Annotated in this window: 22 protein-coding genes; 15 read left to right on the top strand and 7 right to left on the bottom strand. The window is 68.3% G+C overall.

The features are described 5' to 3' along the window. Positions 1–58: 58 nt before the first annotated feature. Positions 59–544: a CarD family transcriptional regulator gene (locus tag DZG09_RS07300; protein WP_087056038.1), complete on the bottom strand. Its 486-nt coding sequence runs from the start codon at positions 542–544 to the stop codon at positions 59–61. 332 nt (positions 545–876) lie between these two features. Between DZG09_RS07300 and DZG09_RS07295 the strand changes: the two genes are divergently transcribed. Then, complete coding sequence (locus DZG09_RS07295) at positions 877–1428, top strand: DNA modification methylase (RefSeq protein ID WP_162893205.1); 552 nt, start codon at positions 877–879, stop codon at positions 1426–1428. A 76-nt stretch (positions 1429–1504) separates the two neighbouring features. Here DZG09_RS07295 and DZG09_RS07290 read toward each other — a convergent pair whose 3' ends face one another. Continuing rightward, positions 1505–2191, bottom strand: a complete 687-nt coding sequence (locus DZG09_RS07290; RefSeq protein WP_119696946.1) for a response regulator transcription factor — start codon at positions 2189–2191, stop codon at positions 1505–1507. After that, on the bottom strand, positions 2188–3375 hold the full coding sequence (locus tag DZG09_RS07285) for a sensor histidine kinase (RefSeq protein WP_119696945.1): 1188 nt from the start codon (positions 3373–3375) through the stop codon (positions 2188–2190). Before DZG09_RS07285 ends, DZG09_RS07290 begins: the two co-directional genes overlap by 4 nt. 205 nt (positions 3376–3580) lie before the next feature. Between DZG09_RS07285 and phoU the strand changes: the two genes are divergently transcribed. After that, a complete protein-coding gene (gene phoU / locus DZG09_RS07280; protein ID WP_119696944.1) occupies positions 3581–4249 on the top strand; it encodes a phosphate signaling complex protein PhoU in 669 nt (222 codons plus the stop codon). Positions 4250–4550: 301 nt separating this feature from the next. Here the strand turns inward: phoU and DZG09_RS07275 are convergent, their stop codons facing one another. The 4 genes from DZG09_RS07275 to DZG09_RS07260 form a co-directional block, all read right to left on the bottom strand. Next, positions 4551–5291, bottom strand: coding sequence for a phosphoglyceromutase (locus DZG09_RS07275; protein WP_119696943.1), 741 nt, complete (start codon positions 5289–5291; stop codon positions 4551–4553). 184 nt (positions 5292–5475) lie between these two features. Further along, positions 5476–6546 (bottom strand): CAF17-like 4Fe-4S cluster assembly/insertion protein YgfZ, encoded by a 1071-nt coding sequence (gene ygfZ / locus DZG09_RS07270; protein WP_240423866.1) that lies wholly within the window; start codon positions 6544–6546, stop codon positions 5476–5478. A gap of 92 nt (positions 6547–6638) precedes the next feature. After that, a complete protein-coding gene (locus DZG09_RS07265; protein WP_119696941.1) occupies positions 6639–7241 on the bottom strand; it encodes a heme-binding beta-barrel domain-containing protein in 603 nt (200 codons plus the stop codon). A gap of 256 nt (positions 7242–7497) precedes the next feature. Then, positions 7498–7800 carry a hypothetical protein gene (locus DZG09_RS07260; protein ID WP_119697442.1) on the bottom strand — a complete coding sequence of 101 codons (303 nt, stop codon included), beginning with the start codon at positions 7798–7800 and terminating at the stop codon, positions 7498–7500. 81 nt (positions 7801–7881) lie between these two features. Here DZG09_RS07260 and DZG09_RS07255 point away from each other — a divergent pair, with 81 nt between their 5' ends. The 13 genes from DZG09_RS07255 to DZG09_RS07195 all read left to right on the top strand — a co-directional run bounded on the left by DZG09_RS07255 (position 7882) and on the right by DZG09_RS07195 (position 24201). Beyond that, the gene (locus DZG09_RS07255; protein ID WP_119696940.1) at positions 7882–8565 is read left to right on the top strand and encodes a winged helix-turn-helix transcriptional regulator; all 684 of its coding nucleotides are present in this window, start codon (positions 7882–7884) and stop codon (positions 8563–8565) included. A 119-nt stretch (positions 8566–8684) separates the two neighbouring features. After that, positions 8685–10868, top strand: a complete 2184-nt coding sequence (locus tag DZG09_RS07250) for an RNA degradosome polyphosphate kinase (RefSeq protein WP_119696939.1) — start codon at positions 8685–8687, stop codon at positions 10866–10868. Between the two features lie 11 nt (positions 10869–10879). Beyond that, complete coding sequence (locus tag DZG09_RS07245; RefSeq protein WP_119696938.1) at positions 10880–11818, top strand: NUDIX hydrolase; 939 nt, start codon at positions 10880–10882, stop codon at positions 11816–11818. Between the two features lie 216 nt (positions 11819–12034). Beyond that, a complete protein-coding gene (locus tag DZG09_RS07240; protein WP_119696937.1) occupies positions 12035–13144 on the top strand; it encodes a phosphate ABC transporter substrate-binding protein PstS in 1110 nt (369 codons plus the stop codon). Positions 13145–13263: 119 nt separating this feature from the next. Further along, positions 13264–14259: a phosphate ABC transporter permease subunit PstC gene (gene pstC, locus DZG09_RS07235; RefSeq protein ID WP_119696936.1), complete on the top strand. Its 996-nt coding sequence runs from the start codon at positions 13264–13266 to the stop codon at positions 14257–14259. A gap of 1 nt (position 14260) precedes the next feature. After that, complete coding sequence (gene pstA / locus DZG09_RS07230) at positions 14261–15355, top strand: phosphate ABC transporter permease PstA (RefSeq protein ID WP_119696935.1); 1095 nt, start codon at positions 14261–14263, stop codon at positions 15353–15355. Positions 15356–15367: 12 nt separating this feature from the next. Then, entirely contained in the window at positions 15368–16147 is a 780-nt protein-coding gene (pstB, locus tag DZG09_RS07225) for a phosphate ABC transporter ATP-binding protein PstB (RefSeq protein ID WP_119696934.1), read from the top strand. 507 nt (positions 16148–16654) lie between these two features. Further along, a complete protein-coding gene (locus tag DZG09_RS07220) occupies positions 16655–18064 on the top strand; it encodes an ABC transporter substrate-binding protein (RefSeq protein WP_205529086.1) in 1410 nt (469 codons plus the stop codon). Between the two features lie 6 nt (positions 18065–18070). After that, entirely contained in the window at positions 18071–19054 is a 984-nt protein-coding gene (locus DZG09_RS07215) for an ABC transporter permease (RefSeq protein ID WP_119696932.1), read from the top strand. Continuing rightward, positions 19051–19887 (top strand): ABC transporter permease, encoded by an 837-nt coding sequence (locus DZG09_RS07210; RefSeq protein ID WP_119696931.1) that lies wholly within the window; start codon positions 19051–19053, stop codon positions 19885–19887. Before DZG09_RS07215 ends, DZG09_RS07210 begins: the two co-directional genes overlap by 4 nt. Next, a complete protein-coding gene (locus DZG09_RS07205; protein ID WP_119696930.1) occupies positions 19884–21602 on the top strand; it encodes a dipeptide ABC transporter ATP-binding protein in 1719 nt (572 codons plus the stop codon). The genes DZG09_RS07210 and DZG09_RS07205 overlap by 4 nt, the downstream gene beginning before the upstream one ends. Beyond that, positions 21599–23590, top strand: a complete 1992-nt coding sequence (locus tag DZG09_RS07200; protein WP_119696929.1) for a CocE/NonD family hydrolase — start codon at positions 21599–21601, stop codon at positions 23588–23590. The genes DZG09_RS07205 and DZG09_RS07200 overlap by 4 nt, the downstream gene beginning before the upstream one ends. Then, complete coding sequence (locus DZG09_RS07195) at positions 23551–24201, top strand: TetR/AcrR family transcriptional regulator (RefSeq protein ID WP_205529085.1); 651 nt, start codon at positions 23551–23553, stop codon at positions 24199–24201. Before DZG09_RS07200 ends, DZG09_RS07195 begins: the two co-directional genes overlap by 40 nt. Positions 24202–24229 lie beyond the last annotated feature (28 nt).

The following is a 24229-nucleotide window of genomic DNA, read 5'->3' as shown; positions in this document are numbered from 1 at the left end:
GCCGCACACACGAAACCGCCGGCCCGTGGCGGACCGGCGGCTTCGACTGCAGCGTGAGTTATTCGGAGGCGAGGACCTTGTCGAGGATCTCGCCGGCCTTCTCCTCGTCGACCTTCTCAGCGAGAGCGAGCTCGCTCGTGAGGATCTGACGGGCCTTGGCGAGCATGCGCTTCTCGCCGGCCGAGAGGCCGCGATCCTGATCGCGGCGCCAGAGGTCGCGCACAACCTCGCTGACCTTGATGACGTCGCCCGAGGCGAGCTTCTCGAGGTTGGCCTTGTAGCGACGCGACCAGTTGGTCGGCTCCTCGGTGAACGGAGCACGCAGCACGTCGAAGACCTTGTCGAGGCCCTCCTTGCCGATCACATCGCGCACGCCGACGAGGTCGACGTTGTCGGCCGGAACCTCGATCACCAGGTCGCCCTGTGTGACGTTCAGCTTGAGGTAGGTCTTCTCCTCGCCCTTGATCTTGCGGGTCTTCACCTCGGTGATAGTTGCTGCACCATGGTGCGGGTAGACAACGGTCTCGCCAACCTCAAAAAGCATAGATTTTCATCCTTTCGGCGTTCTCCAGGGTATCACAGCCGAAGATGTACTAGGCTCTGCCGCTTCCATTCACGCGCACGGAGATCGCGGCCGGATGAGGAGCCGATGCGTGGACAGGAAAGCGCACGCGACCTCGCCGTCACCCGCGGTGAGGTCGCAAAGGGCGCCCTCGGCGCAGGCGCTTTCCCGGCCATCGCGAGCATCGCGCTCCTGCTGCTTCGCAGGTGCAGAGTTGGCCGATCCGAACGGCGTGCGGAGGCACGATCCGGAGCATCTAGACTGGTGGGCAGGGTCCGCCGGCCGGCGGCCGACCCGCAGCACCTGGAGGATACGTGAAAACGCGCTCTCTCGCGTCCGTGGCACTCGGCGCAGCCGTCATTCTCGGTACGGTCGGCTGCGGCGCCATCACCCCGCAGGCCACCACCATCGACTTCTCACCGAGCGACGGTGTGAACGTCGCCGTTCCGGATGGCGCACCGGTTCAGATTCTGAACGCGCTCCTCGTGAAGAACGACGGTGAGACCGACGCCAACTTCGTCGCCGCGCTCGTCAACGACAGCGACAGCGACCAGACGGTCACGCTCAGCTGGGACGGCGGCTCCGCCGCGATCGAGGTCCCGGCCGGCTCGGTCGCGAGCTACGGAGCCGACGAGTCGGCTCTGCTGCTGCAGAACGTCTCGGCCGCTCCCGGAGCAACCGAGGAAGTCGTGTTCCAGTCGGGCGGCACCGAGGGCGTCGCTCAGAAGGTGCAGGTGTTCGACACCGAGCTCGCATACCTGTCCACCCTCGCACCGACTCCGCCAGCAGCTCCGGCTCCCGGAGAGATCTCGTCTTCGGACGAGCCGTCTGACGACGAAACCGCAGCGGACGAGGCGGAGCACTGACGGACACTCGCCCACAAGCAGCAAGAAGGGGTTCCCGCCGCTGGCGGGAACCCCTTCTGCATACGGGTGCGAGAGCTCAGGCCTCGAAACGGTAGCCGAGTCCGCGCACAGTGACCAGCATCTCCGGGGAACCCGGCGTCTTCTCGATCCGCGAACGTATCCGCTTGATGTGCACGTCGAGCGTCTTGGTGTCGCCGAAGTAGTCGCTGCCCCATACTCTGTCGATGAGCTGACCGCGAGTGAGCACCCTGCCGGCGTTGCGCATCAGCAGCTCGAGCAGCTCGAACTCCTTCAGCGGCATGTTGATGCCCTCGCTGTCGACCTGCACCGTGTGGCGGTCGACGTCGAGAGTGACGCGGCCGCCCTTGAGCACCCGCTCGTCGATGTCGTCCTCCTCCTGCTGGGAGCGACGCAGCACGGCGCGCATGCGGGCGAGCAGTTCGCGCGCCGAATAGGGCTTGGTGACGTAGTCGTCGGCGCCAAGCTCCAACCCCACGACGATGTCGATCTCGCTGTCTTTCGCCGTGAGCATGATGATCGGCACGCTCGAAGTCGTCCTCACCTGTCGGCACACCTCAGTGCCCGGCATACCTGGCAGCATCAGATCGAGCAGGATCACGTCGGCGCCCCGCTCCCGGTACGCCTCCAGCGCCACTTCGCCGTCGTCGGCGATCTCCACCTCGAAGCCCTCTCGCCGCAGCAGGTACGCCAGGGGGTCAGCCAGGTCGGGTTCGTCCTCCACGAGGAGCACTCGTGTCGTCATGCCTTCTCCTTCGTCCGGCGGGTCGCCTTCTTCGTTTCCTTGTGCGAGGGCTGTGCGATCTCCGGCGGGTCGCTCAGCGGCAGCCGGATGGTGAACGTCGATCCCTTTTCGGGCTGGGACCAGAGCTTCACCTCGCCGCCGTGCCGATACACCGCGTGCTTCACGATCGACAGCCCGAGACCGGTGCCCCCCGTGCGCCTCGATCGTGCCTGGTCCGCCCGATAGAAGCGCTCGAACACCCGCTGCTGATCCGACTCGGCGATTCCGATGCCCTGGTCGCTCACCGCGATGTCGACGCTCACGCCGTCGTGCCTGACCCCGATCCCGATTCGCGAGCCTTTCGGCGAGTACGAGATCGCATTCGAGATCAGGTTCGCCACGGCCTCGATGAGCACGTGCACGTCGCCGCGCACGTGCAGCCCACGCTCCCCTCCGCGCACCAGCTCGACGCCGGCACCGGAAGCGGGCACGGTGTTCGCCTCGACCGCCGCGGTGACCACTTCATCGATCGCGACGTCGCCCAGGTCTGTGACGGCGTCGGCCGCCTGCAGACGGGACAGGTGCATGATGCGGCCGGTGAGCTGCCCCAGGCGCTCGGCTTCCGCCGTGAGCCGGGACGCGAACCGGCGCACCTCATCCGGATCGTCCGCGGCGAAATCGATCGCCTCGCTGAGCAGGGTGATCGCGCCGACGGGCGTCTTCAGCTCGTGACTGGTGTTGGCGATGAAGTCCTGACGCATCGCCTCCAGCCGCTCCTGCTCGGAGATGTCGCGCAGGATCAGCAGGAAGAACCGCTCGGTCAGCCTCGTCACACGGGCAGCGACGAGCCGTTCCTGGCCCTGCAGCGGCCCCAGGCGCAGCCGGATGGTCTCGGTCGCACTGCCGGCCGTGCGCGCGATCTTGAGCAGGTCGCGGAGCCCGCCGTTGGCGAGCGTGGTCTGTTCCTCGACACCCAGCGTGTGCGCCGACGGAGACGTCGCGACGACCAGACCGGATGCGTCGATGGCGGCAGCCGCATCGTCCATGGAGGTGAGCACCGCCGTGACACCGTCCGGCAGAGCGCTGCTGCTGCGCCCCTCCGCACGTTCGCGCGCACGCAGTGCAGCGAAGAGAATCGTGCAGATGCCGGCACCGATGATGACGCCGACGAGCAGTGCGAGCAGCAGGAGCTGCGAGTGGGGCATGCCACCAGAGTATGCGGGGCGAAGCCGTCCGGTTCACCGAATGTGCACCTTTCGGGCGTGGCGGGCACCAGATTTCTCACCCAGGTCACCGTTCGTTAACCTTCGACGACGACAATCGGGGATGGCCGATAGCGCGGGTCCTTCCGCGCGTACTCGGTACTGTCGCACCAGGTGCAGGTTCCCGCCGACGAAAGGTCCCACAACGATGCGCGAAGTTTTCCACCAGTCTCTCGAGGAAGTGCAGTCCCGCCTCGTCGAGATTGCGGAGATGGTCACAGTCGCCATCGAGAAGGCCACGAAGGCGTTCAGCACGAGCGACGTGGCCCTCGCCGAAGAGGTCATCGCCGGCGACGACCTGATCGATGAGCGCTCCGTCTCCCTCGATGAGCTCGCCATAGAGATCCTCGCGATGCAGCAGCCCGTGGCCCGCGACCTGCGCATCGTCGTCACGGCGCTGCGCGCGAGCGCCTCGCTCGAGCGCATGGGCGACCTCGCCGAGCACATCGCTCAGCTCACCCGCCTGCGCTATCCGGAGCGGGTGATCCCGGCTGACCTGATGCCGACGTTCGCCCGCATGGGCGAGCTCGACGTCGACGTCGCGCGCCAGCTCACCGAGCTGCTGCGCACCGAGGATCTCGTGATCGCCGAGAGCATCCGCAACGCCGACGACGAGGTCGACGAGCTGCACGCCAGTGTGTTCGACAAGGTGCTCGGCGCTCGGACCTCCGAGGACGTCACGGCCGTCGTCGATGCGACGCTCGCGAGCCGCTACCACGAGCGCTTCGCCGACCACGCCGTCGGCGTCGCCAAGAAGATGATCTACCTCGCCACGGGCGACTGGACCTCCCACGGCGACGAGGACCCTGAGGGCTGAGCCCAGAGGTTCCGGTTCCAGTCCCCGAGCCGTCCTTCCCGCGCCGCGGCGCGCACTCCGGTCCCCCGAAGTGCACCGACCGCGGCTGGGAACCGCACTTCGGCATACCTGAACCGCGGTTCCGCCCCGCGCCGACACGACAAGAGGCCGCCCGCTCCGGATGGAGCGGGCGGCCTCTTCGCGTGATCAGACCAGGACGCGGATCAGGTCGCGAGCGTGCCTATCGCAAGTCGCAGGAGGGAGTCGGACCGACAGCCCGGCGACCGACGACAACGCAGCGAGAGGGGCGCTCACGCCCTGATCACTTGCCCTGGTTGGCGACGGCGGCGGCTCCGGCCTCTGCGGCCTCGGGGTCGAGGTACTCGCCGGGGGCGACGGGCATGAAGTCGTCGCCGAGCTCGTACTTCAGCGGGATGCCGGTCGGGATGTTCAGGCCTGCGATCTCCTCGTCGCTGATGCCGTCGAGGTGCTTCACGAGCGCGCGCAGCGAGTTGCCGTGAGCGGTGACGAGCACAGTCTTGCCCGCTTCCAGATCCGGGACGATCTCTTTGCGCCAGTACGGCAGCATCCGGTCGATGACGAGCTTCAGCGACTCCGTCGCCGGCAGTTCGCCGTCGATCCCGACGTAGCGCGGGTCGCCGGTCTGCGCGAATTCGTCGTCTGCGGCGATCTCCGGCGGCGGCACATCGAACGAACGACGCCACGTCATGAACTGCTCCTCGCCGAATTCGGCGAGTGTCTGCGCCTTGTCCTTGCCCTGCAGCGCGCCGTAGTGGCGCTCGTTCAGGCGCCAGGAGCGCTTCACGGGGATCCACAGGCGGTCAGCCGCGTCGAGCGCGATGTCGGCCGTCTGGATCGCTCGCGAAAGCACCGAGGTGTGCAGCACGTCGGGCAGCACGCCCAGCTCGCGCATGAGCTCACCGCCGCGGCGGGCCTCGCCCTGCCCCTTCTCGGTCAGGCGGACGTCGACCCATCCGGTGAACAGGTTCTTCTCGTTCCATTCGCTCTGCCCGTGGCGGAGCAGGATCAGCGTGTGCGTCATGCCCCCAGCCTACCGAGCCTGCGAGCCGCGCCTGCACGTCGGCGGCCACTGCGGCATCCGGGGCCTTTCTGCCTGCGATCCGGCTCGCGAGATGCCTCGTGACGGTCCGAAACTGCGGCCGAATCGCACCACCTCGACAAATCCCAGGCAGCTCGCGAGGTGGTGTGTGGTGCGTGGGTTCGTGCTACTCGGCGAGGGGGCGGCGGGAGAGGCGGGTGATGCGCGGGATCTCGGCCGTGGCGCCGGCGTCTGCCGGGACGATGACCTCCTGTGACGCCGCGACGCGGGTGCCGTCGGCGTCGACGACGAGAACCGCGTCGGCTGCGGTGCGGCGCGACACGATCGCCAGCGCGATCGGCCCGAGCTCATGGTGGCGGGCGACGGAGGTGATGCGCCCGGCCTCGCGGTCACCGTCGAACACGGGCGCGCCCCTGACCGGAAGCGTGCTCTCCGAACCGTCGAGGTGCAGCATCACCATGCGGCGCGGAGGGTGGCCCAGGTTGTGCACCTTCGCGACCGTCTCCTGCCCGCGGTAGCACCCCTTGTTCAGATGCACCGCACTGCGCAGCCAGTCAGCCTCGTGCGGGATGGCCTTCTCGTCGACCTCACCCGCCCAGCGAGGGCGCCATGCGGCGATGCGCAGCGCCTCGCTCGCCGCGGTGCCCGCTGGCTCGGCTCCGGCGAACACGTCACTCGCCGATGCCTCGTTCCGATCGAGAATCGCTTCGCACCACGCCCGATCCGCGCCAGGATGCTCATCCGTCTGCGCGTACTGCCAGCCCCCGGCCGACACACCCGCCCACGGGTCGCGCCACACCCGGCCCTGCGCAAGGGGAACGATCGCCTCGGCGGCCGTCCCGTCCGGGACGAAGCCGACCACGACGAGATCGGTGCGCTCCGCGACCTCGACGCGCGAGCGGAAGCGCATCATCGTCAACCACTTGGCCAGCCCCGGCGCATCGGCGGCGTCGGTGATCAGCCACGTCGTCTCGCCGTCCTCGAGCACGGCAGCCGCGTGCTCGATGTGTCCCTGCGGCGTGAGCACGAGCAGCTCGGTGCTCTCCCCCGCGGCCAGAGTGCTCACGCTCTGCGACGTGATCGAGTCGAGCCAGGTCAGTCTGTCCTCGCCCCGCACCGCGATGACCGCACGGTCGGCGAGGGGCGCGGCAGCGCGACCGGCCGCCAGCGCGCGCTGCTCGCGCACCGGGTCGCCGAAGTGCAGCACGACGCCGTCGTCGATGACGGCTCCGGACATCTCCGCGCCGAACGACGGCGCCGGTCCGTCCCCGGCCGTGTCATGCCGGTCTCCTCCGGCGCTGCCGTTCGCTCCCTCGAGATGCTCGGCCATCACTGCACCTTCGCCAGGCGCGCCGAGGCGTGCGACGCGAGGCTCCGACCCAGTGCGGCGATGTCCCACGCCCACAGCAGGTGCTGATCGACGAGCCCGTACATTCGAGTCGCCGCCGCGTAGTTCTTCGCACCCTGCGTGCGCACCACGGCGTCGGTGGCCAGGTCGATGCGGGGACCGGCGACCTGACCGATGTACAGCTCGCTGACGCCATCGGAGCGCACGATCGACGCTTCGATGTCGAAGGCGTCGTCCTTGTTGCGCAGCGCCTCGATGTCCTCCGCCGTGCGGGGAGCGCGCGTCGCCGCCGCGGGCAGCAGGGCGGGGCCGGGGTCTGCCTGCTCCTGCACGATGGAGAGACGCCAGAACCCGGTCTCGGCCGCGAGCGACTGCGTCACGCCGAGTGCGGTCGTGGTCGTGGCGGTCGCCGCGTAGTTCAGGTACGGGCCGCCGTCGTGGCTGAAGCTCACCCGCTGGGCGAACTCGCCCTCATAATGGGCGTCACCCGCGGTGTAGTCGATCACGCCGGTTCCCTCCCACACTCCTATCAGCCAGGAGAGGGGAACGATTTCGGCGGGGAGGTCGCTCGGGATCTCAATCATGATCTCTCCAGCGTAGAGGCTGCACCGAGGGGGCGGCTCTGAACCGAGTCAGGCGACCTATCGGCGCGACCTCGTTCTCCGCGTGCGCAGACAGAAGCGCCGGATGAAGCAGTGCTTCCGGCGCGGGCGGCGACTACTTCTGACCGCGGAACAGGTTCACGATGACGGCGCCCGATACGAACGCGATCGCCAAGCTCGCCAGCCCCAGCAGGCCGATGAAGAACATCTCGAGCGCGAAAAGGTCCATGCCGCAACCCTACACCGACGCGACGAGCGCCGTGATGCCGACGATGAAGAACACGAAGGCGATCACACCCATCGCGACCAGGGCGCCGAGTGCGGCGGCGGCGGTCCGCACGATGAAACCCTCTGCGCGACCGTAGGCGAGGTTCACGGCGAACGCGACGAACACGCAGGCGCCGGCACCGACCGCCAGCCAGAGGAAGCGCTCGTCGAGCGGAGACAGCAGTCCGACCGCGACGGCCGCAAGGGCCCCGAACGCCCACGTCGCAATCATGCCGGCCAGCGGCGAATGCGGGGTGAGGTCAGGCGACGTCATGATGCCCATTCTGCCCCACGACACATTCCTGAAACACTCCTGACTCTAAACTGGCAAACAACCGCCCCCGGAAGGACACACGTGACCCGGCTTCTGGTTCTGAGTTCCGCCTCAGAAGGAGCAGTGCTCCCCGCACTCGAACTCCTTCCCCACGAGACACGGCAGCTGCCCTCCGGGGTGAGCAGCCTCGCGAACGCGCCGGAGACCGACGTGATCATCGTCGATGCCCGAACGGATCTCGCCGGTGCCAAGTCTCTGTGCAAGCTGCTGGGTACGGCGGGCCCTGTGGCACCCGTCCTGCTCGTCGCGACCGAGGGCGGGCTCGCCGTCGTCGGACCGGACTGGGGCGTCGACGACGTCGTGCTCGACACGGCGGGGCCTGCGGAGATCGACGCGCGTCTGCGCCTGGTCGTCGGCCGCAGCCCCGCGCCGGACGACAACGGCGGCCGTGTGCAGACATCCGGGATCTCGATCGATGAGGCGTCGTACTCGGCGAAGGTGCGCGGAAAGCCGCTCGACCTGACGTTCAAGGAGTTCCAGCTGCTGCACTTCCTCGCCACGCATCCCTCCAGGGTGTTCACGCGCGAGCAGCTGCTCAGCGAGGTCTGGGGCTACGACTACTTCGGGGGCACCCGCACCGTCGACGTGCACGTCAGGCGCCTGCGCGCGAAGCTCGGCGACCTCGAACAGCTGATCGGCACGGTGCGCAACGTCGGCTACCGATTCAACGTCGTCGACGAACATGCGGAGCAGCACGTGTCGTAGCCGAGGTGCGACACGCGCCGGACACTCCCGGATGACGCCCGCCACGCGGGCTGTTAACCACAAGGCCACCTGCGGGTGCCAGGATAGGGAGCCCACTGATTCGATTGGCAGGAGCAGCCATGACGGACGCATCGATCGTTGACACCGGGCTGGGAGACTCGGAGGACGACGACTTCGACGAGCTCGTACCGACGGCCGACGTCGATCTGCCCGACAACCGCTACGTCGACCGCGAGCTGAGCTGGCTGGCGTTCAACCAGCGCGTGCTCGAGCTCGCCGAGGACCCGAACGTACCGCTGCTGGAGCGCACCAATTTCCTCGGCATCTTCGCTAGCAACCTCGACGAGTTCTTCATGGTGCGCGTAGCGGGTCTGAAGCGTCGCATCATGACGGGCCTCGCGGTGCCGAACAACATCGGCACGGCACCGGCAAAGGTGCTCGAGTCGATCGGCGCCGAGGCGCACGCCCTGCAGGAGCGTCACGCCTCTGTGTGGCACGAGCAGGTGCGCCCCGCTCTGGCCGCCGAGGGTGTGGAGATCGTCGCGTGGCACGACCTCACCGGCGAAGAGCAGGCGGAGCTGTACGAGTACTTCCAGGTGCAGGTCTTCCCCGTGCTGATGCCGCTAGCGGTCGACCCCGCCCACCCGTTCCCCTACATCTCCGGGCTGTCGCTGAACCTCGCCGTGCGCATCCGGAACGCCCGCACCGGACGCCAGGAGTTCGCGCGCGTCAAGGTGCCCCCGATGCTGCCCCGGATGGTGCCGGTGCCGGGCGGAGAGGAGACGAACCGCGGTCGGATGCTGCCGCTGGAGGACCTCATCGCCGAGAACCTCTCGGACCTCTTCCCCGGTATGGACGTGCTCGAGCACCATGCCTTCCGCCTCACACGCAACGAGGACATGGTCGTCGAGGAGGACGAGACCGAGAACCTGATCCAGGCGCTCGAGCAGGAGCTGCGCAGGCGGCGCTTCGGGCCGCCCATCCGGCTCGAGATCGCCGAGGAGATGGACGACGTCACCCTCGACCTGCTGCTCGACGAGCTCGACATCTCCGAGCAGGAGGTCTACCGCCTGCGCGGACCGCTCGATCTGCGCGCCTTGTTCGACTTCTCCTCACTCGACAGGCCGGAGCTGAAGTACCACAAGCACGTTCCCGTGACGGCGCTCGAACTGCGCCCGAAGGACGCGGACTCGAAGCACGCGAAGGCCGACATCTTCCAGGCCATCCGCGGCGGCGACGTGCTCGTGCACCACCCGTACGAATCGTTCGCCACCAGTGTGCAGGCCTTCCTGGAACAGGCGGCCCGAGACCCGCATGTGCTGGCGATCAAGCAGACGCTGTACCGCACCAGCGGTGACAGCCCGATCATCGCCGCGCTGATCGAGGCCGCCCAGAACGGCAAGCAGGTGCTCGCCCTCGTAGAGGTGAAGGCACGCTTCGACGAGGCCAACAACATCGAGTGGGCGCGTCAGCTCGAGAAGGCCGGCGTGCACGTCGTGTACGGCCTGGTCGGGCTGAAGACCCACTGCAAGCTCGCCCTCGTCGTCCGAGAGGAGCGCGGCCAGCTGCGGCACTACAGCCACGTCGGCACGGGCAACTACAACCCGAAGACCAGCCGGATCTACGAGGACTTCGGACTGTTCACCTGCGACCCGGCCGTCGGGCTCGACCTGACCCGTCTGTTCAACGAACTCAGCGGCTACGCGATCGAGAAGAAGTTCAAACGACTGCTGGTGGCACCGCTGCACCTGCGCAAGGGCCTGGTCAAGCTGATCGAGCGCGAGACGAAGCACGCCGGTGAGGGCAAGCCGGCCGCGGTGCGGATCAAGGTCAACTCGATGGTCGACGAGCAGATCATCGACGCGCTGTACCGAGCCAGCCAGGCCGGTGTGCAGGTCGATGTGTGGGTGCGGGGCATCTGCAGCCTGCGTGTCGACCTTCCCGGCGTCAGCGACAACATCCGGGTGCGCAGCGTGCTCGGTCGCTACCTCGAGCACTCGCGCATCTTCGCCTTCGAGAACGATGGCAGTCCCGAGGTTTTCCTCGGCAGCGCCGATATGATGCACCGCAACCTCGATCGCCGCGTGGAGGCGCTGGTGCGCGTGAAGGAGGAGCGCCACATCAGGGAGCTGCTCGACCTGTTCGCGATGGCTATGGACGATTCCTCGGCGACGTGGCGGCTCGGTGCGGACGCCGTGTGGACCCGTCATCATCTCGACGCAGACGGCAGCCCGATCGTCGATGTGCAGGATCGGACTATGGAGATCGTCGCGGGTCGCCGCCGCTCGCGCTCACCGCGATGAATAATGGCACGGTGAGTACGAGCACGGTTTATGCTGCGGGCGGCGTCCTCTGGCGCGTCACGGGCGGAAGGTTGCGCGTCCTCGTCGTGCATCGCACCGCCCACGACGACATCAGTTTTCCGAAGGGCAAGGTCAAGGCGGGCGAGATCCTCGCAGAGGCCGCCGCACGAGAGGTGCGGGAGGAGACGGGGATCGCCGCGCCGCTCGGCCCGCCGATCGGCGACACGCGCTATGCCCTGCCGAACGGGCGCGACAAGGTCGTGCACTACTGGGCGATGCGCGCGAAGGATCGCGCCGTCCGCGAGAGCACATTCTCTCCCAACCGGGAGGTCTCGGCAATCGAGTGGTTGACGGCCGAGAAGGCGCTGAAGCGGCTCACCTACGAGTTCGACGTCGACATCCTCGAGCAGTTCCTGACACAGTTCGAGAACGGCGCCCGCGCAACGTTCCCTGTCGTCGCCCTGCGGCACGGCGCGGCGATGTCGCGCAAGGACTGGCCGAGGGCCGACCACCTCCGTCCGCTCCTCCCGAAGGGCAGGGACCAGGCCAAGGCGCTCGCCGGCGAACTGCGTGCGTTCGGCGTGCGCAAGGTGGTATCGAGCACCGCCACGAGGTGCCTGCAGACCGTGCGTCCGCTGTCGAAGGCACTCGGGCGGCCCATCACCGAAACCGATGCCATCAGCCAGGATGCGTGGGAGGACGGGCTCGACGATGTGCGCAGCGTCGTCTCCGAGCGCCTCGCCGCTGGCAAGGGCGCCGTGCTGTGCAGCCACGGGCCCGTGCTCCCGGGAATCCTCGAGCAGCTCTGGCTCGAGACGGGTGCGCGCCGCGCCTCGCGGATGGACACGCGCTCAGCGATGTCGACCGGGTCGTTCACCGTGGCCCACATCAGCAAGCACGAACCGGAGCGGAGCATCGTCGCCGTCGAGGCCCATTCGCCTCTCGTCTGACGCCCAAGCCCCATCCGGATCCGCGCGACTGCTGTGCGACAGCATGGTCATCGTGACATCGGACCCCCTGCCGAGGTGGATATGCGCGCCCTTCGCTCCCCGTTCACCTTCCGTTCACCCGAGGAGCGCACTCTCGTTAACGCATCCGCCTAGCGTCAGTGCGTGCCCCGGAGTTCTGCGGGGTCATCCCTGAACACATGACTGAACGGAAACACAGTGAAGATCACCCGTTTCACCAGCGTCGCGGTGCTCGGTGCCGCTGCCGCTCTCGCACTCACCGCCTGTGCGGCCAACGAAGGCGGATCCGGCGACGCCGCGAACGGCAACGAGGACGGCACGGCCCTCGAAGGCACGATCAACGCCAGCGGCGCCTCCTCGCAGGTGGCCGCTCAGGAGGCCTGGGTCGCCGGCTTCCAGACCGCAAACTCCGGCGTCACCGTCAACTACGAGTCGACCGGCTCCGGCACGGGCCGCGAGAACTTCCTCGCCGGCGCCAGCAACTTCATCGGCTCTGACCGCGCATACGACGACGAGGAGGTTGCGGCAGGCGGCTTCGGCGCGTGCTCGACCGACGACATCGTCGAGGTGCCGATGTACATCTCGCCCGTCGCCGTGGCGTTCAACCTCGAGGGCATCGATACTCTGAACCTCGATGCCGAGACGATCGCCGGCATCTTCGCCGGTGAGATCAGCAACTGGTCCGACGACGCCATCGCCGAGACGAACCCCGACGCCGACCTGCCCGACCTCGACATCACCCCGGTGCACCGCGCCGACGACTCGGGCACCACCGAGACGTTCGTGACCTACCTGCAGGCAACCGCCCCCGACATCTGGGACTTCGAGATCTCCGGTGAGTGGCCGCTCGACAGCGGTGAGGCCGCCCAGCAGACCTCGGGCGTCGCGCAGGTGCTCGGCAGCGGTGTGGGCACGATCGGCTATCTCGACGCGTCGCAGATCCCCGACGGCTCCGGCCAGGTGCACGTCGGCGTCGACGGCGAGTACGTCGAGTACTCCTCGGACGCGGCCGCCGCGCTCGTCGAGAACTCGCCGCTCGTCGAGGGCCGCGGCGAGGGCGACCTCGTCTTCGACATCGACCCCGCAAGCGCCACCGGTGGTGCATACCCGATCGCCCTGGTCAGCTACGCTATCGCCTGCGAGCAGTACGAAGACGAGAACGTCGCCGCTCTGGTGAAGGGCTACTTCGAGTACATGGCAAGCGCTGAGGGTCAGGACGCCGCCGCCGAGAACGCGGGCAACGCACCGATCTCCGACTCGCTGCGCGAGCAGGTGCTCGGCGCGATCGACACCATCCAGGTCGGCTGATCGTCTGATCGGTCGCCGGTGCCCCCGTCGCTCTCTGACGCGCACGACGCGTGAGAGACGACGGGGGCACCGCCACGATTCCCGAGTCGAAACCACTGCAATCCGAGGACCAGGAGCCAATGAGCGCGTCTGAGAAAACGGCCGACGCCGAGAAGCCGTCGCCCGAGTCCGAATCCCAGGCTCAGCCGGGAGCGATCAGGGCGAAGAAGCGCCCGGGAGACCTAATCTTCTCCGGTACGGCGCTCGGCGCCGGCTGGATCATCCTGCTCGTCCTCGCCGCCGTCGCCGTCTTCCTCGTCGTGCAGTCGATCCCGGCGTTCAAGCCGGACACGAGCGGCAACCACATCCTCGAAGGCCAGTCGTTCTGGTCCTACGTCGGCCCGTTCGTGTTCGGCACGATCTGGTCGTCCTTCCTGGCGCTCATCATCGCCACGCCGATCGCAATCGGCATCGCGCTGTTCATCTCGCACTATGCACCGCGCGCCCTCGCCGCGGTGCTCGGCTACATCATCGATCTGCTGGCCGCCGTGCCCTCTGTGGTGTTCGGCCTGTGGGGCGGCCTCGTCTTCGCCCCGCTGCTGCAGCCCGGATTCGCGTGGCTGAACGAATACCTCGGCTGGATTCCGCTGTTCGGCGGCGTGGTCTCGCCGACGGGCCGCACGATCCTCACGGCGTCGCTCGTGCTCGCGGTGATGATCCTGCCCGTGATGACCGCGATCTGCCGCGAGGTGTTCCTGCAGGCGCCGCGCCTGCACGAGGAGGCCGCACTCGCTCTCGGCGCCACCCGCTGGGAGATGATCCGGATGGCCGTTCTCCCGTTCGCACGCGGAGGCATGGTCTCCGGAGCGATGCTCGGCCTCGGCCGCGCGCTCGGCGAGACGATGGCCGTGACCATGGTGCTCTCCGTGACGGGCGTCGTCTCCTTCGAGGTGCTCACCTCCGTCAACCCCACCACGATCCCCGCCAACATCGCCCTGGCCTTCCCTGAGGCCCATGGCGAGGGCGTCAACGCCCTTATCGCGACCGGCCTCATCCTGTTCATCGTGACCTTCGCCGTCAACGCGCTGGCGCGCTGGATCGTCAGCCGCCGCGCCGAGTTCTCGGGAGCGAACTGACATGACCACCGTGACCACAACGGCCGCACCCTCGAGCGCCTCCGTCTCGCTGACCGCGAACCGTCTGCCCGGCTGGGCTCCGTGGGGCCTCGTCGGCGTCGCCTTCGTCGTCTCGCTCGCTGTCTTCGGCATCGTCGCAATCGGCGGGGACGGGCTGGCGGGCTTCAACGTCGCCGGCGCCGTCATCGTCGCGATGCTGCTGTACATCGTGCTGATCGTGACCGTCTCACTCGCCGCCGAGAGTCGGCGCCACGCGATGGACCGTCTGATGACTGGTCTGGTCAGCACGGCGTTCGTCCTAGCGCTGCTGCCCCTGCTGTCGCTGCTGTGGACCGTCGTCAGCAACGGCATCCTCCGGTTCGACGGGGAGTTCTTCACCTACTCGATGCGCAACGTCGTCGGCGAGGGCGGCGGCATCGTGCACGCGATGTGGGGCACCGTGCTGATCACGCTGATGGCCACGCTCATCTCCGTGCCGATCGGGCTGATGACGTCGATCTATCTCGTCGAGTACGGCAACGGCGGCAGGATCGCGAAGGCGATCACGTTCTTCGTCGACGTCATGACCGGCATTCCCTCGATCGTCGCGGGTCTGTTCATCTATTCGGTGTTCGCACTGCTGATCGGCCCTGGCATATCCATGGGCTTCATGGGCTCTCTCGCGCTCAGCGTGCTGATGATCCCCGTCGTGGTGCGCGGCAGCGAGGAGCTGCTGCGCATCGTGCCGAACGAGCTGCGCGAGGCCTCCTATGCCCTCGGCGTGCCGAAGTGGCTCACGATCGTCAAGATCGTGCTGCCCACCTCCATCGCAGGCATCGTCACGAGCATCATGCTCGCCATCGCGCGCGTCATCGGTGAGACGGCCCCGCTGCTGCTCACCGCCGGCATGACGATGGGGATGAACACGAACCTGTTCGACGGCCAGATGATGACGCTGCCGGTGTTCGCCTACAACTCGTACATGAACCAGGGAACGACGCCGGACGCGGCCGTGGCGAACGCGTGGGGCGCGGCGCTCGCGCTCATCCTGATCGTGATGGTTCTCAACCTCGTCGCCCGCCTGATCGCGAAGATCTTCGCGCCCAAGTCCCGATAAGAAGGAATCACGTTGTCCAAGAGCATCGAAGTCAACGATCTGAACGTCTACTACGGCGACTTCCTCGCCGTCGAGGGCGTCTCGATCGACATCCAGCCGCGCAGCGTCACGGCCTTCATCGGTCCGTCCGGCTGCGGCAAGTCCACCTTCCTGCGCACCCTGAACCGGATGCACGAAGTGATCCCGGGCGCCCGCGTCGCGGGTGAAGTGCTGCTGAACGGCAAGAACCTCTACGATCCCGGTGTCGACCCCGTGCTGGTGCGCCGACAGGTGGGCATGGTGTTCCAGCGCCCCAACCCGTTCCCGACGATGTCGATCCGCGACAACGTGCTGGCCGGTGTGAAGCTGAACAACTCCAGGATGTCGAAGAGCGATCAGGACGATCTCGTCGAGAGGTCGCTGCGCGGCGCCAACCTGTGGAACGAGGTCAAGGACCGGCTCGAGAAGCCCGGCTCCGGCCTGTCAGGCGGGCAGCAGCAGCGTCTGTGCATCGCACGCGCGATCGCAGTCTCGCCCGAGGTCATCCTGATGGACGAACCGTGCTCGGCGCTCGACCCGATCTCGACGTTCGCGATCGAGGAGCTGATCGCGGAGCTGAAGAACGACTACACGGTCGTGATCGTGACGCACAACATGCAGCAGGCCAGCCGTGTCAGCGACAAGACGGCGTTCTTCAACATCGCGGGCACCGGCAAGCCCGGCAAGCTGATCGAGTTCGACGAGACCCCGAAGATCTTCACCACCCCGTCCGTGCAGGCAACGGAGGACTACGTCTCCGGCCGCTTCGGCTGACCCGTTCCCGGATGGTCCGCGCCTCGGGAGACGCGGACCATCCGGTTCCTCGGCCCCGTGCGCCCCGCGCACGGGGCCTTTCCCGTCCCCCGCGCAGCTGCCGAGGTGCGCACCTCTGACCGCAGTTCTGTCGAAGAAGTGCGCATCTCGCGAGACGCACTTCAGCCCGGATGACATCGTTCTATTCGCATGCATAGGTTTCTCCGCGCCACTGACGCGAACCGTTCGGGCGGCGTGTCGGACCCCGGATGATCCCTACGCATGACAGGGAAAGCGGCGATTCACATGGGTCATTCGCGGCCGACCGCCGATTTGGGTTCCTGACAGATCGCTGTATCGTGCAACTGAACGATTAGCGTCTGGAAGATACCTGTGACTCTCAACCGTCGACACCTCCTCGGAGGACTCCTCGGAGCCTCCGCAACCCTCAGCCTCGCCGCGTGCGGGGCGCCACCCCTCCACCTCGCGGACAGCGCGGCGACCGGCAAGACGAAGCCGGGAGCCACCATGCGCATCGCCCGCCCCGCCGCATCGGCCGCCGAGACTCTGGACCCGGCCAGCTCGCTGTCGGCCTACGAGTACCTCGGGGCGATCTACAACCGGGTCGTGAAGCTCGACCGCGCCGGTGAGACCGTTCCGGATCTGGCGACCGACTGGTCGGCGAACGCCGATGCAACGATGTGGGACTTCCGCCTGCGCAGCGGCGTGACGTTCCACGACGGCCGCACGCTCACCTCCCGCGACGTGCGATACACGTTCCAGCACATCCTCGATCCGGAGACGGCGTCGCCGCAGGCAGGGCCCCTCGAGCAGATCGAGCGCATCGAAGCCGTCGACACCACCACCGTCCGGTTCCGGCTGAGCTCCCCCAACGCGGAGTTCCCCTCGCTGCTGACCGCCTACCAGTGCTATGTGATCCCCGAGGACTCGGCTGCCGACATCGGCCGCACAGGCATCGGCACCGGTCCGTTCGTGCTGGAGAGCTTCACTCCTGCCGGACAGGGCGCCATCCGTGCGAACGAGGCGTACTTCGACGGGCGCGCCGCCCTCGACCGCATCGAGTTCTTCTCGATCCAGGACACCTCGGCCAGGGTGAACGCTCTGCTCGCACGCCAGGTCGACCTGCTCTCGCAGACGAACCTCGACAACCCCACCGCACGCGTCGTCTCCGGCTCTCCCGGCGTCACCGTCTCCCGCGTCGAGAACGCGCAGTGGTACACGATCCCGATGCTGCACACCAGCGACGAGTTCGCCGATCCGCAGATGCGCCAGGCGATGAAGCTCGCCTACGACCCGCGCGCCATCCTCGGCACCGCTCTGCAGGGCACGGGCACGCCGGGATGGGACAACCCCGTGCCTCCCCAGCTGGCAGCCTTCGTCGACGAACAGCGCGAGTACGACCCTGAGAAGGCGAAGAGCATCCTGGCCAAGATCGGCAGAGAAGGATTCTCCACGAAGATCCACACCTCGGCGTACGAGCCGAACTTCACCGCGATCGCGACCGCCTACGCCTCTCAGGTGAAGCAGGCGGGAATCGACCTCGACATCACCAACGTCGCGGCCGACTCCTACTACACGCAGGTCTGGATGGCCGAGCCGCTCATGGTCAGCTACTGGTTCACGGGGCGCCCGATCGACCAGCTGCTGAACCAGATCTTCCGCTCCGGCTCCGGCTACAACGAGTCGGCGTGGTCCAACCCCGACTTCGACCGTCTGCTCGACGAGGCGCGCGCCGACATGAACGACGCGACCCGCTTGCAGAAGTACCAGGACGCGCAGCGGCTCATCGTCGCCGACGGCGCCGACATGACGCCCGTGTTCGGCGACCGTCTCGTCGGGCTCGGCGAGAACGTCGTCGGCTACGACGAGTACGGCTTCGAGTTCGACTACATGTCCATCGGACTGAAGGAGGGCTGACCGGCCATGTTCCGCCTCATCGCAACGCGCCTCGTGACCGGCCTGGTCACCCTGTTCCTCGCGGCGTTCTTCGTCTTCTTCGCCGTGCAGGCGCTGCCGGGTGATGTCGCCCAGCAGCTGCTCGGGCAGAACGCCACGCCGGAGGCCGTCGAGACGCTGCGCGCACAGCTCGGCCTCGACCAGAACGTGTGGCTCCGCTTCGGCGATTGGATCGCCGGAGCCGTCACCGGTGACTTCGGCACGTCGCTCGTCTCGGGCGGGCCCGTCTCCGGCGAGATCTGGAACGCCTTCTCCCACACGCTGATGATCGCCGTCCCCGCCATCATCTTCGGCATCGGCATCGCGGTCGCCCTCGGCGTGATCGCCGCGCACCGCCGCGGCACGGCGACCGATTCGTCGGTATCGGTGCTGTCGCTCGTGCTGATGAGCATTCCGGAGTTCGTCATCGCGACCCTGCTCATCCTGCTGCTGGCGATCGTGCTGCCGATCTTCCCCGCCGTCGTGCTGCAGGGGCCGGATGCGGCGTTCACCGATCTGCTGCCGTCGATCATCCTGCCCGCCGTGACGCTCATCATCGCGATGGCCGCGTACATCATCCGGGCCATGCGCTCCTCGACGATCGACGGTCTCGCCACGGAGTACGCCGTGACGGCGGAGCTGAAGGGCGTGCCGCGGCGCACCGTGCTGTGGCGCCACGTCGCCCCCAGCGCGCTGCTGCCCGTGCTGCCCGTGATCTCGATCAACGTGGCGTGGCTGCTCGGCGGCGTCGTGGTGGTCGAGTCGGTGTTCAACTACCCGGGGCTCGGCAAGCTGATGATCGAGTCGGTCTCGACGCGCGACCTGCCGATGCTGCAGGCGATCGCCGTCGTCAGCGCCGTCGTGTACGTCGTGGTCAACCTCGCCGCCGATCTCGCCGCGCTGTGGATCGACCCGCGCCAGCGCACGCTGCACCGACGAGCCGCCCGCCCGACGAAGGAGGCCGCCGCATGATCCGGCTCCGCGATCTCACCGCAGGCACCCGCATCGGACTGGTGCTCGTCGCACTCACCGTCGTCATCGCTGTGGTCGCGCCATGGCTGTCGCCGTACGACCCGATCGCCACGGATTCGCCGAATGCGCTCGCAGGCGCCAGTTGGCAGCACCTGCTCGGCACCGACCAGTACGGCCGCGACGTGCTTTCACGCACGCTGGAAGGCGGCCGGTTCGCACTGCTCGTGGCGCTGCTGGCGACTCTCGTCGCCGTCGTCGTCGGAACCCTCATCGGCACGGTCTCCGCCTACTACGGGCGCTGGGTCGACATCGGCGTCACCCGCGTGCTCGACGCGATCCTCGCCGTGCCCGCCGTGCTGGCGATGCTGCTCATCGTGAGCGTGTTCGGCAACAGCCTCTGGGTGCTCGTGCTCGCCGTCGCCGTCGTGTACATTCCCGCCGTGGCGCGCGTCGTGCGCGGAGCGACCTTCCCCGTGCTCTCGACCGGCTACGTCACGGCGGCGAAGGCCCGAGGCGAACGCTCGCTGCCGATCATCGCACGCGAGGTGCTGCCGAACATCCTCGACACGATCCTCGTCGAGTTCGCGATGCGCGCATCGTGGGTCGTGCTGCTCGTCTCGACGCTGTCATTCCTCGGCTTCGGCGTGAACCCGCCGACGCCCGACTGGGGGCTCATGATCCAGGAGAACCGCGCCGCGCTGACCGTGGCGCCCGCAGGAACCCTCGCGCCCATCGTCGCGCTGTCGATTCTGGTGGTCGGGCTCAACCTCGCCGCAGACGGGCTCGGCAAGCACTTCGGAGTCGACCGCGCGAGGAGAGGAGTGCCCGCATGACCGCCGCCACCGTCGCAGAAGTGCGCGACCTCACCATCTCCTACCGCACCGGCGACCAGCGCGTCACCGTAGTGGACGACCTGTCGTTCACCCTCGCCGAAGGCCGCACGCTCGGCCTCGTCGGAGAGTCGGGGAGCGGCAAGTCGACCGCAGCGCGCACCCTGCTCGGGCACCTGCGCGACGGTTCGCGCATCGACTCCGGCTCCGTCACCGTCTTCGACGACGACGTCTTCTCGCTCGCACCCGAGGCGCTGCGGCGTCTGCGCGGCGAGCGGGTCGCCCTGGTCGCGCAGAACGCCGGGCACGCCCTCACCCCGACGATCCGCGTCGGCGAGCAGATCCGCGAGGCGCTGCGCGTGCACGACCTGCCGTCCGGCGACGAGCGCATCGTGTCGCTTCTCCGACTCGTGCGCCTCCCGTCCCCCGAGACGATCGGCCGCCGCTACCCGCACGAGCTCTCCGGCGGCCAGCAGCAACGCGTCGGCATCGCGATGGCGGTCGCCACGAACCCGAAGATCCTCGTGCTCGACGAGCCGACCACCGCGCTCGACGTGATCACCCAGGCCGCTGTGCTCGCGCTCGTGAACGATCTGCGCGCGGAGCTCGGCATGGCGGTGCTGATCGTCAGCCACGACCTCGGCGTCGTCTCGGCGGTCGCCGACGACGTGCTCGTGCTGCGCACCGGCCGCGAGGTCGAGCGCGGCCGGGTGCTCGATGTGCTCGAACGGCCAGTCGAGCAGTACACGCGGAAGCTGCTCGACGCGGCGCCGCGCATCGAGGGCGCAGCGGCGCCGGACGTCCGAGCGCGCGCAGATGAAGCCGTCCTGAGATGCGAGGGAATCGACATCCGGTATCCGGGCGCGTCGACGCGCGCAGTGCGCGACTTCGGCCTCGACATCCACCGCGGCGAGACCATCGCGATCGTCGGGGAATCCGGCAGCGGGAAATCGACGGTCGCCACAGCGTTCGCCGGGCTCGCACCCGTGCTCTCCGGCAGCGCGCAGCTGACCGATTCCGACGGATCACGGCACGACCTGCTGAAGCCGGTGGGGAAACGGCCCGTCGACGTGCGCAGGTCGGTGCAGCTGATCTTCCAGAACGCCGATCTCGCACTGAACCCGCGCCGCACCGTGGGCGACGCGATCGCCCGCCCGCTGGCGGTGTTCTCGCGCGTGCGCGGCCGTGTCGCCCGTCGTGAACGCGTCGAGGCGCTGCTGACCGAGGTGGGGCTCGGGCCGGAGTTCGCCGACCGGATCCCCGCACAGCTGTCGGGCGGTCAGCGCCAGCGCGTCGGCATCGCCCGCGCGCTCGCGGCCGACCCGACGCTGCTGATCGCCGACGAGATCACGACCGCCCTGGACGTGTCGGTGCAGGCCGATGTGCTCGACCTGCTGGCCGCGCTGCGCGACGAGCACGACCTGTCGTGCCTGTTCATCAGCCACGACCTCGCCGTGGTGCGCAACGTCGCCGATCGGATCGTGGTGATGAACGGCGGATGCATCGTCGAGGCCGCGCCCTCGGCCGAGCTGTTCGCCGACCCGCGCCACCCGTACACCCGGTCGCTGCTCGACGCCGTCGTCGAGCCCGGCCACACCGACCTGCCGGATGCCGACGCGGACGACCGACGCGCGCGCGTCGATCCGGAAGCACGAATGGTCGCTCTAGGCGGCGGCCGGTTCGTGCGCGACGACGAGGGAGCCCTGCTCCAGGTATGAAGCTGATCGACATCGACCAGGACCAGGTCGACACGCGCGACGTGTGGATCCCGATGCCCGACGGCGTGCGTCTGCACGCGAGGGTCTGGCTGCCGCGGGACGCCGAGCAGCATCCGGTGCCGGCGATTCTGGAGTATCTGCCGTACCGGCTGGACGACTGGACGAGCGTGCGCGACAGCGAGCGCCATCCGTACTACGCCGCGAACGGCTACGCGTCGATCCGTGTCGATGTGCGCGGCTCCGGCTCGAGTGAGGGGCTCTTCGACGACGAGTACTCCGCGGCGGAGCTCGACGACGGGATCGCGGTGATCGAGTGGCTCGCGGCACAGCCGTGGTGCTCGGGGGACGTCGGCATGTTCGGCATCTCGTGGGGCGGGTTCAACTCGCTGCAGCTCGCAGCCCGCGGGCCGGAATCGCTGAAGGCGATCGTGACGGTGTGCTCGACCGACGACCGCTACGACAACGACGTGCACTACATGGGCGGCGCCGTGCTGGCGATCGATATGGCCGCGTGGGCCGGCACGATGCTCGCCTTCGCCTCCCGCCCGCCGCGGCCGGAGATCGTCGGATCCGGATGGGCCGAGCAGTGGCGCGAGCGTCTCACGCACCAGCATCCGCTGGCGGAGACGTGGCTGGCGCACCAGGAGCGCGACGACTACTGGCGCCACGGCAGCGCCTGCGAGGACTACGACGGCTTCCGCGCCGCCGTGCTGGCGGTGGGCGGCTGGTCCGATCCGTACCGTGACACGGTGCTGCGCCTGCTCGAGAACCTCGAGGTGCCGACCAAGGGCATCATCGGGCCATGGTCGCACCAGTACCCCGACCGCGGGCTGGCGCCGGGTCCCGGCATCGATTTCCTCGGAGAGACGCTGCGCTGGTGGGACCGCTGGCTGAAAGGTGTCGACACCGGCGTCGAGCACGACCCCGACCTGCGCGCATGGGTGAACGACCCGGTCGCACCAGCCACCTACGTCGACGAGCAGCCGGGCCGCTGGGTCGGCGTCGACTGGCCGGGCGAGACGCACAGACACGAGGTGCCGCTGGGCGCCGGCCGCGCGATCGTCGACTCGCCGTGGAACACCGGGCAGGACGCCGGGCGCTTCTTCCCGTTCGGCAACGTCGGAGATCTGCCGCCGGATCAGCGCGCGGAGGACGGCCGTTCGACCTGCATCGATGTCCCCGTCGACGAGCCGTTCGAACTGCTCGGGCGCGCGGAGGTGCAGCTGCGGCTGCGGTCGACGCATGATCGCGGCAATGTGATCGTGCGTCTGTGCGACGTCGCCCCCGACGGGTCGTCGACGCTGGTCACCCGCGGGGTGCTGAACCTGCTCAAGAGAGCAGGCCGCGACCGCTCGACGCCGCTGGCGCCGGGCGAGGACGTCGATGTGACGTTCGACCTCGTCGCCTCCGGCTACCGCTTCGAGCCCGGCCACACCGTCCGGATCGCGATCAGCAACCACTACTGGCCGTGGATCTGGCCGCACGGCGTCGACGGCTCGCTCGACGTCGATCTCGCTGCGAGCACGGTGACTCTGCCGCTCGTGGCGGACGCCCGACGCCCGGTGTCGTTCGGCCCGGCCGAGCACGTCCGTCCGATCGAGATCACGGCTCCGGATGGCGCTGCCGCGCCGCGCCCGCCGCGCGTAGTCACGAGCGACATCGCCACCGGTGAGACCGTGCTCGACATCGACCCGAACTACGGCGGCACCCGTCACTACCCCGACGGCCTCGACTTCCTTGAGAGCGCGCGGGAGATCTACCGCATCAGGGAGGGGCATCCGGACTCCCCCGAGACGGAGTCGCGGTGGTCGCTGCGACTGTCGAACGACGGTTGGGCTGCCGACATCGAGACGCGCTCGATCATCCGATGCGACGCCGAGAGCTTCCATCTCGAAAACGCCGTGACCGCCTTCGCGGAGCGCGACGGTGTGCGCGAGAAGATCTTCGAGTGCACGAAGGCGAACACGATCCCGCGCACGTCGGCATGAGCGACGGGGCGAAGCCTCCGCGGCGCCGGATGAGCCCCGCGGCCAGGCGGGAGCAGATCGTCGCGGCGGCGCGCGCCGTGATCGTGCGGCGGGGCCTCGGCTCGACCTCGCTGCGCGACATCGCCTCAGCGGCCGACGTGTCGATGGGCACGGTGACGTACCACTTCGACAGCGTCGACGACATCCTCGGGGCGGTCGTGATCGCAGAGTCGGAGCGCTTCTACGAGCAGGTCGTCTCCGCCGCCGACGCGGAACCGGATGCCGGGCGCGCGCTGGGAATTCTGCTCGAGCCGCTGTTCGCCGAGGGCGACGCGGTCGAGGCGCATTGGCGCATCTGGACGGACTACTGGGCCGCGATCTCGCAGCGACCGGGCATGAACGACGCATACGGCGCGCGCATCCGCCACTGGGAGCGCTGCGTGGCCAGGGTGATCGCGCGCGGCGCGGCCGACGGCACGTTCCGCGATGTCGATCCGGATGCCGCCGCTCTCAAGCTCGCCGCGTATTCTGACGGCCTCGCCACCCAGCGCGCACAGGGCGTCGCGACCCTCACACCCGCAGTCGCCCGCACCTGGTTCCTCGAGTTCGCCGACGCCCTCCTCTCCCGCTGAACCTTTCGTCGCCGGGACGGACAGGGCA

Source organism: Microbacterium halotolerans, from assembly GCF_003569805.1.
GTDB lineage: Bacteria > Actinomycetota > Actinomycetes > Actinomycetales > Microbacteriaceae > Microbacterium > Microbacterium halotolerans.
This window is presented reverse-complemented; position numbering and strand designations above follow the sequence as displayed.

Coding starts and splice junctions, on each gene's coding strand:
- DZG09_RS07260 (WP_119697442.1), bottom strand. CDS start 7,800: ATGACGTCGCCTGACCTCACCCCGCATTCGCCGCTGGCCGGCATGATT.
- DZG09_RS07210 (WP_119696931.1), top strand. CDS start 19,051: ATGATCCGGCTCCGCGATCTCACCGCAGGCACCCGCATCGGACTGGTG.
- DZG09_RS07205 (WP_119696930.1), top strand. CDS start 19,884: ATGACCGCCGCCACCGTCGCAGAAGTGCGCGACCTCACCATCTCCTAC.
- DZG09_RS07285 (WP_119696945.1), bottom strand. CDS start 3,375: ATGCCCCACTCGCAGCTCCTGCTGCTCGCACTGCTCGTCGGCGTCATC.
- DZG09_RS07220 (WP_205529086.1), top strand. CDS start 16,655: ATGCGCATCGCCCGCCCCGCCGCATCGGCCGCCGAGACTCTGGACCCG.
- DZG09_RS07275 (WP_119696943.1), bottom strand. CDS start 5,291: ATGACGCACACGCTGATCCTGCTCCGCCACGGGCAGAGCGAATGGAAC.
- ygfZ (WP_240423866.1), bottom strand. CDS start 6,546: ATGTCCGGAGCCGTCATCGACGACGGCGTCGTGCTGCACTTCGGCGAC.
- DZG09_RS07290 (WP_119696946.1), bottom strand. CDS start 2,191: ATGACGACACGAGTGCTCCTCGTGGAGGACGAACCCGACCTGGCTGAC.
- pstA (WP_119696935.1), top strand. CDS start 14,261: ATGACCACCGTGACCACAACGGCCGCACCCTCGAGCGCCTCCGTCTCG.
- DZG09_RS07215 (WP_119696932.1), top strand. CDS start 18,071: ATGTTCCGCCTCATCGCAACGCGCCTCGTGACCGGCCTGGTCACCCTG.
- DZG09_RS07200 (WP_119696929.1), top strand. CDS start 21,599: ATGAAGCTGATCGACATCGACCAGGACCAGGTCGACACGCGCGACGTG.
- phoU (WP_119696944.1), top strand. CDS start 3,581: ATGCGCGAAGTTTTCCACCAGTCTCTCGAGGAAGTGCAGTCCCGCCTC.
- DZG09_RS07250 (WP_119696939.1), top strand. CDS start 8,685: ATGACGGACGCATCGATCGTTGACACCGGGCTGGGAGACTCGGAGGAC.
- DZG09_RS07300 (WP_087056038.1), bottom strand. CDS start 544: ATGCTTTTTGAGGTTGGCGAGACCGTTGTCTACCCGCACCATGGTGCA.
- DZG09_RS07265 (WP_119696941.1), bottom strand. CDS start 7,241: ATGATTGAGATCCCGAGCGACCTCCCCGCCGAAATCGTTCCCCTCTCC.
- pstC (WP_119696936.1), top strand. CDS start 13,264: ATGAGCGCGTCTGAGAAAACGGCCGACGCCGAGAAGCCGTCGCCCGAG.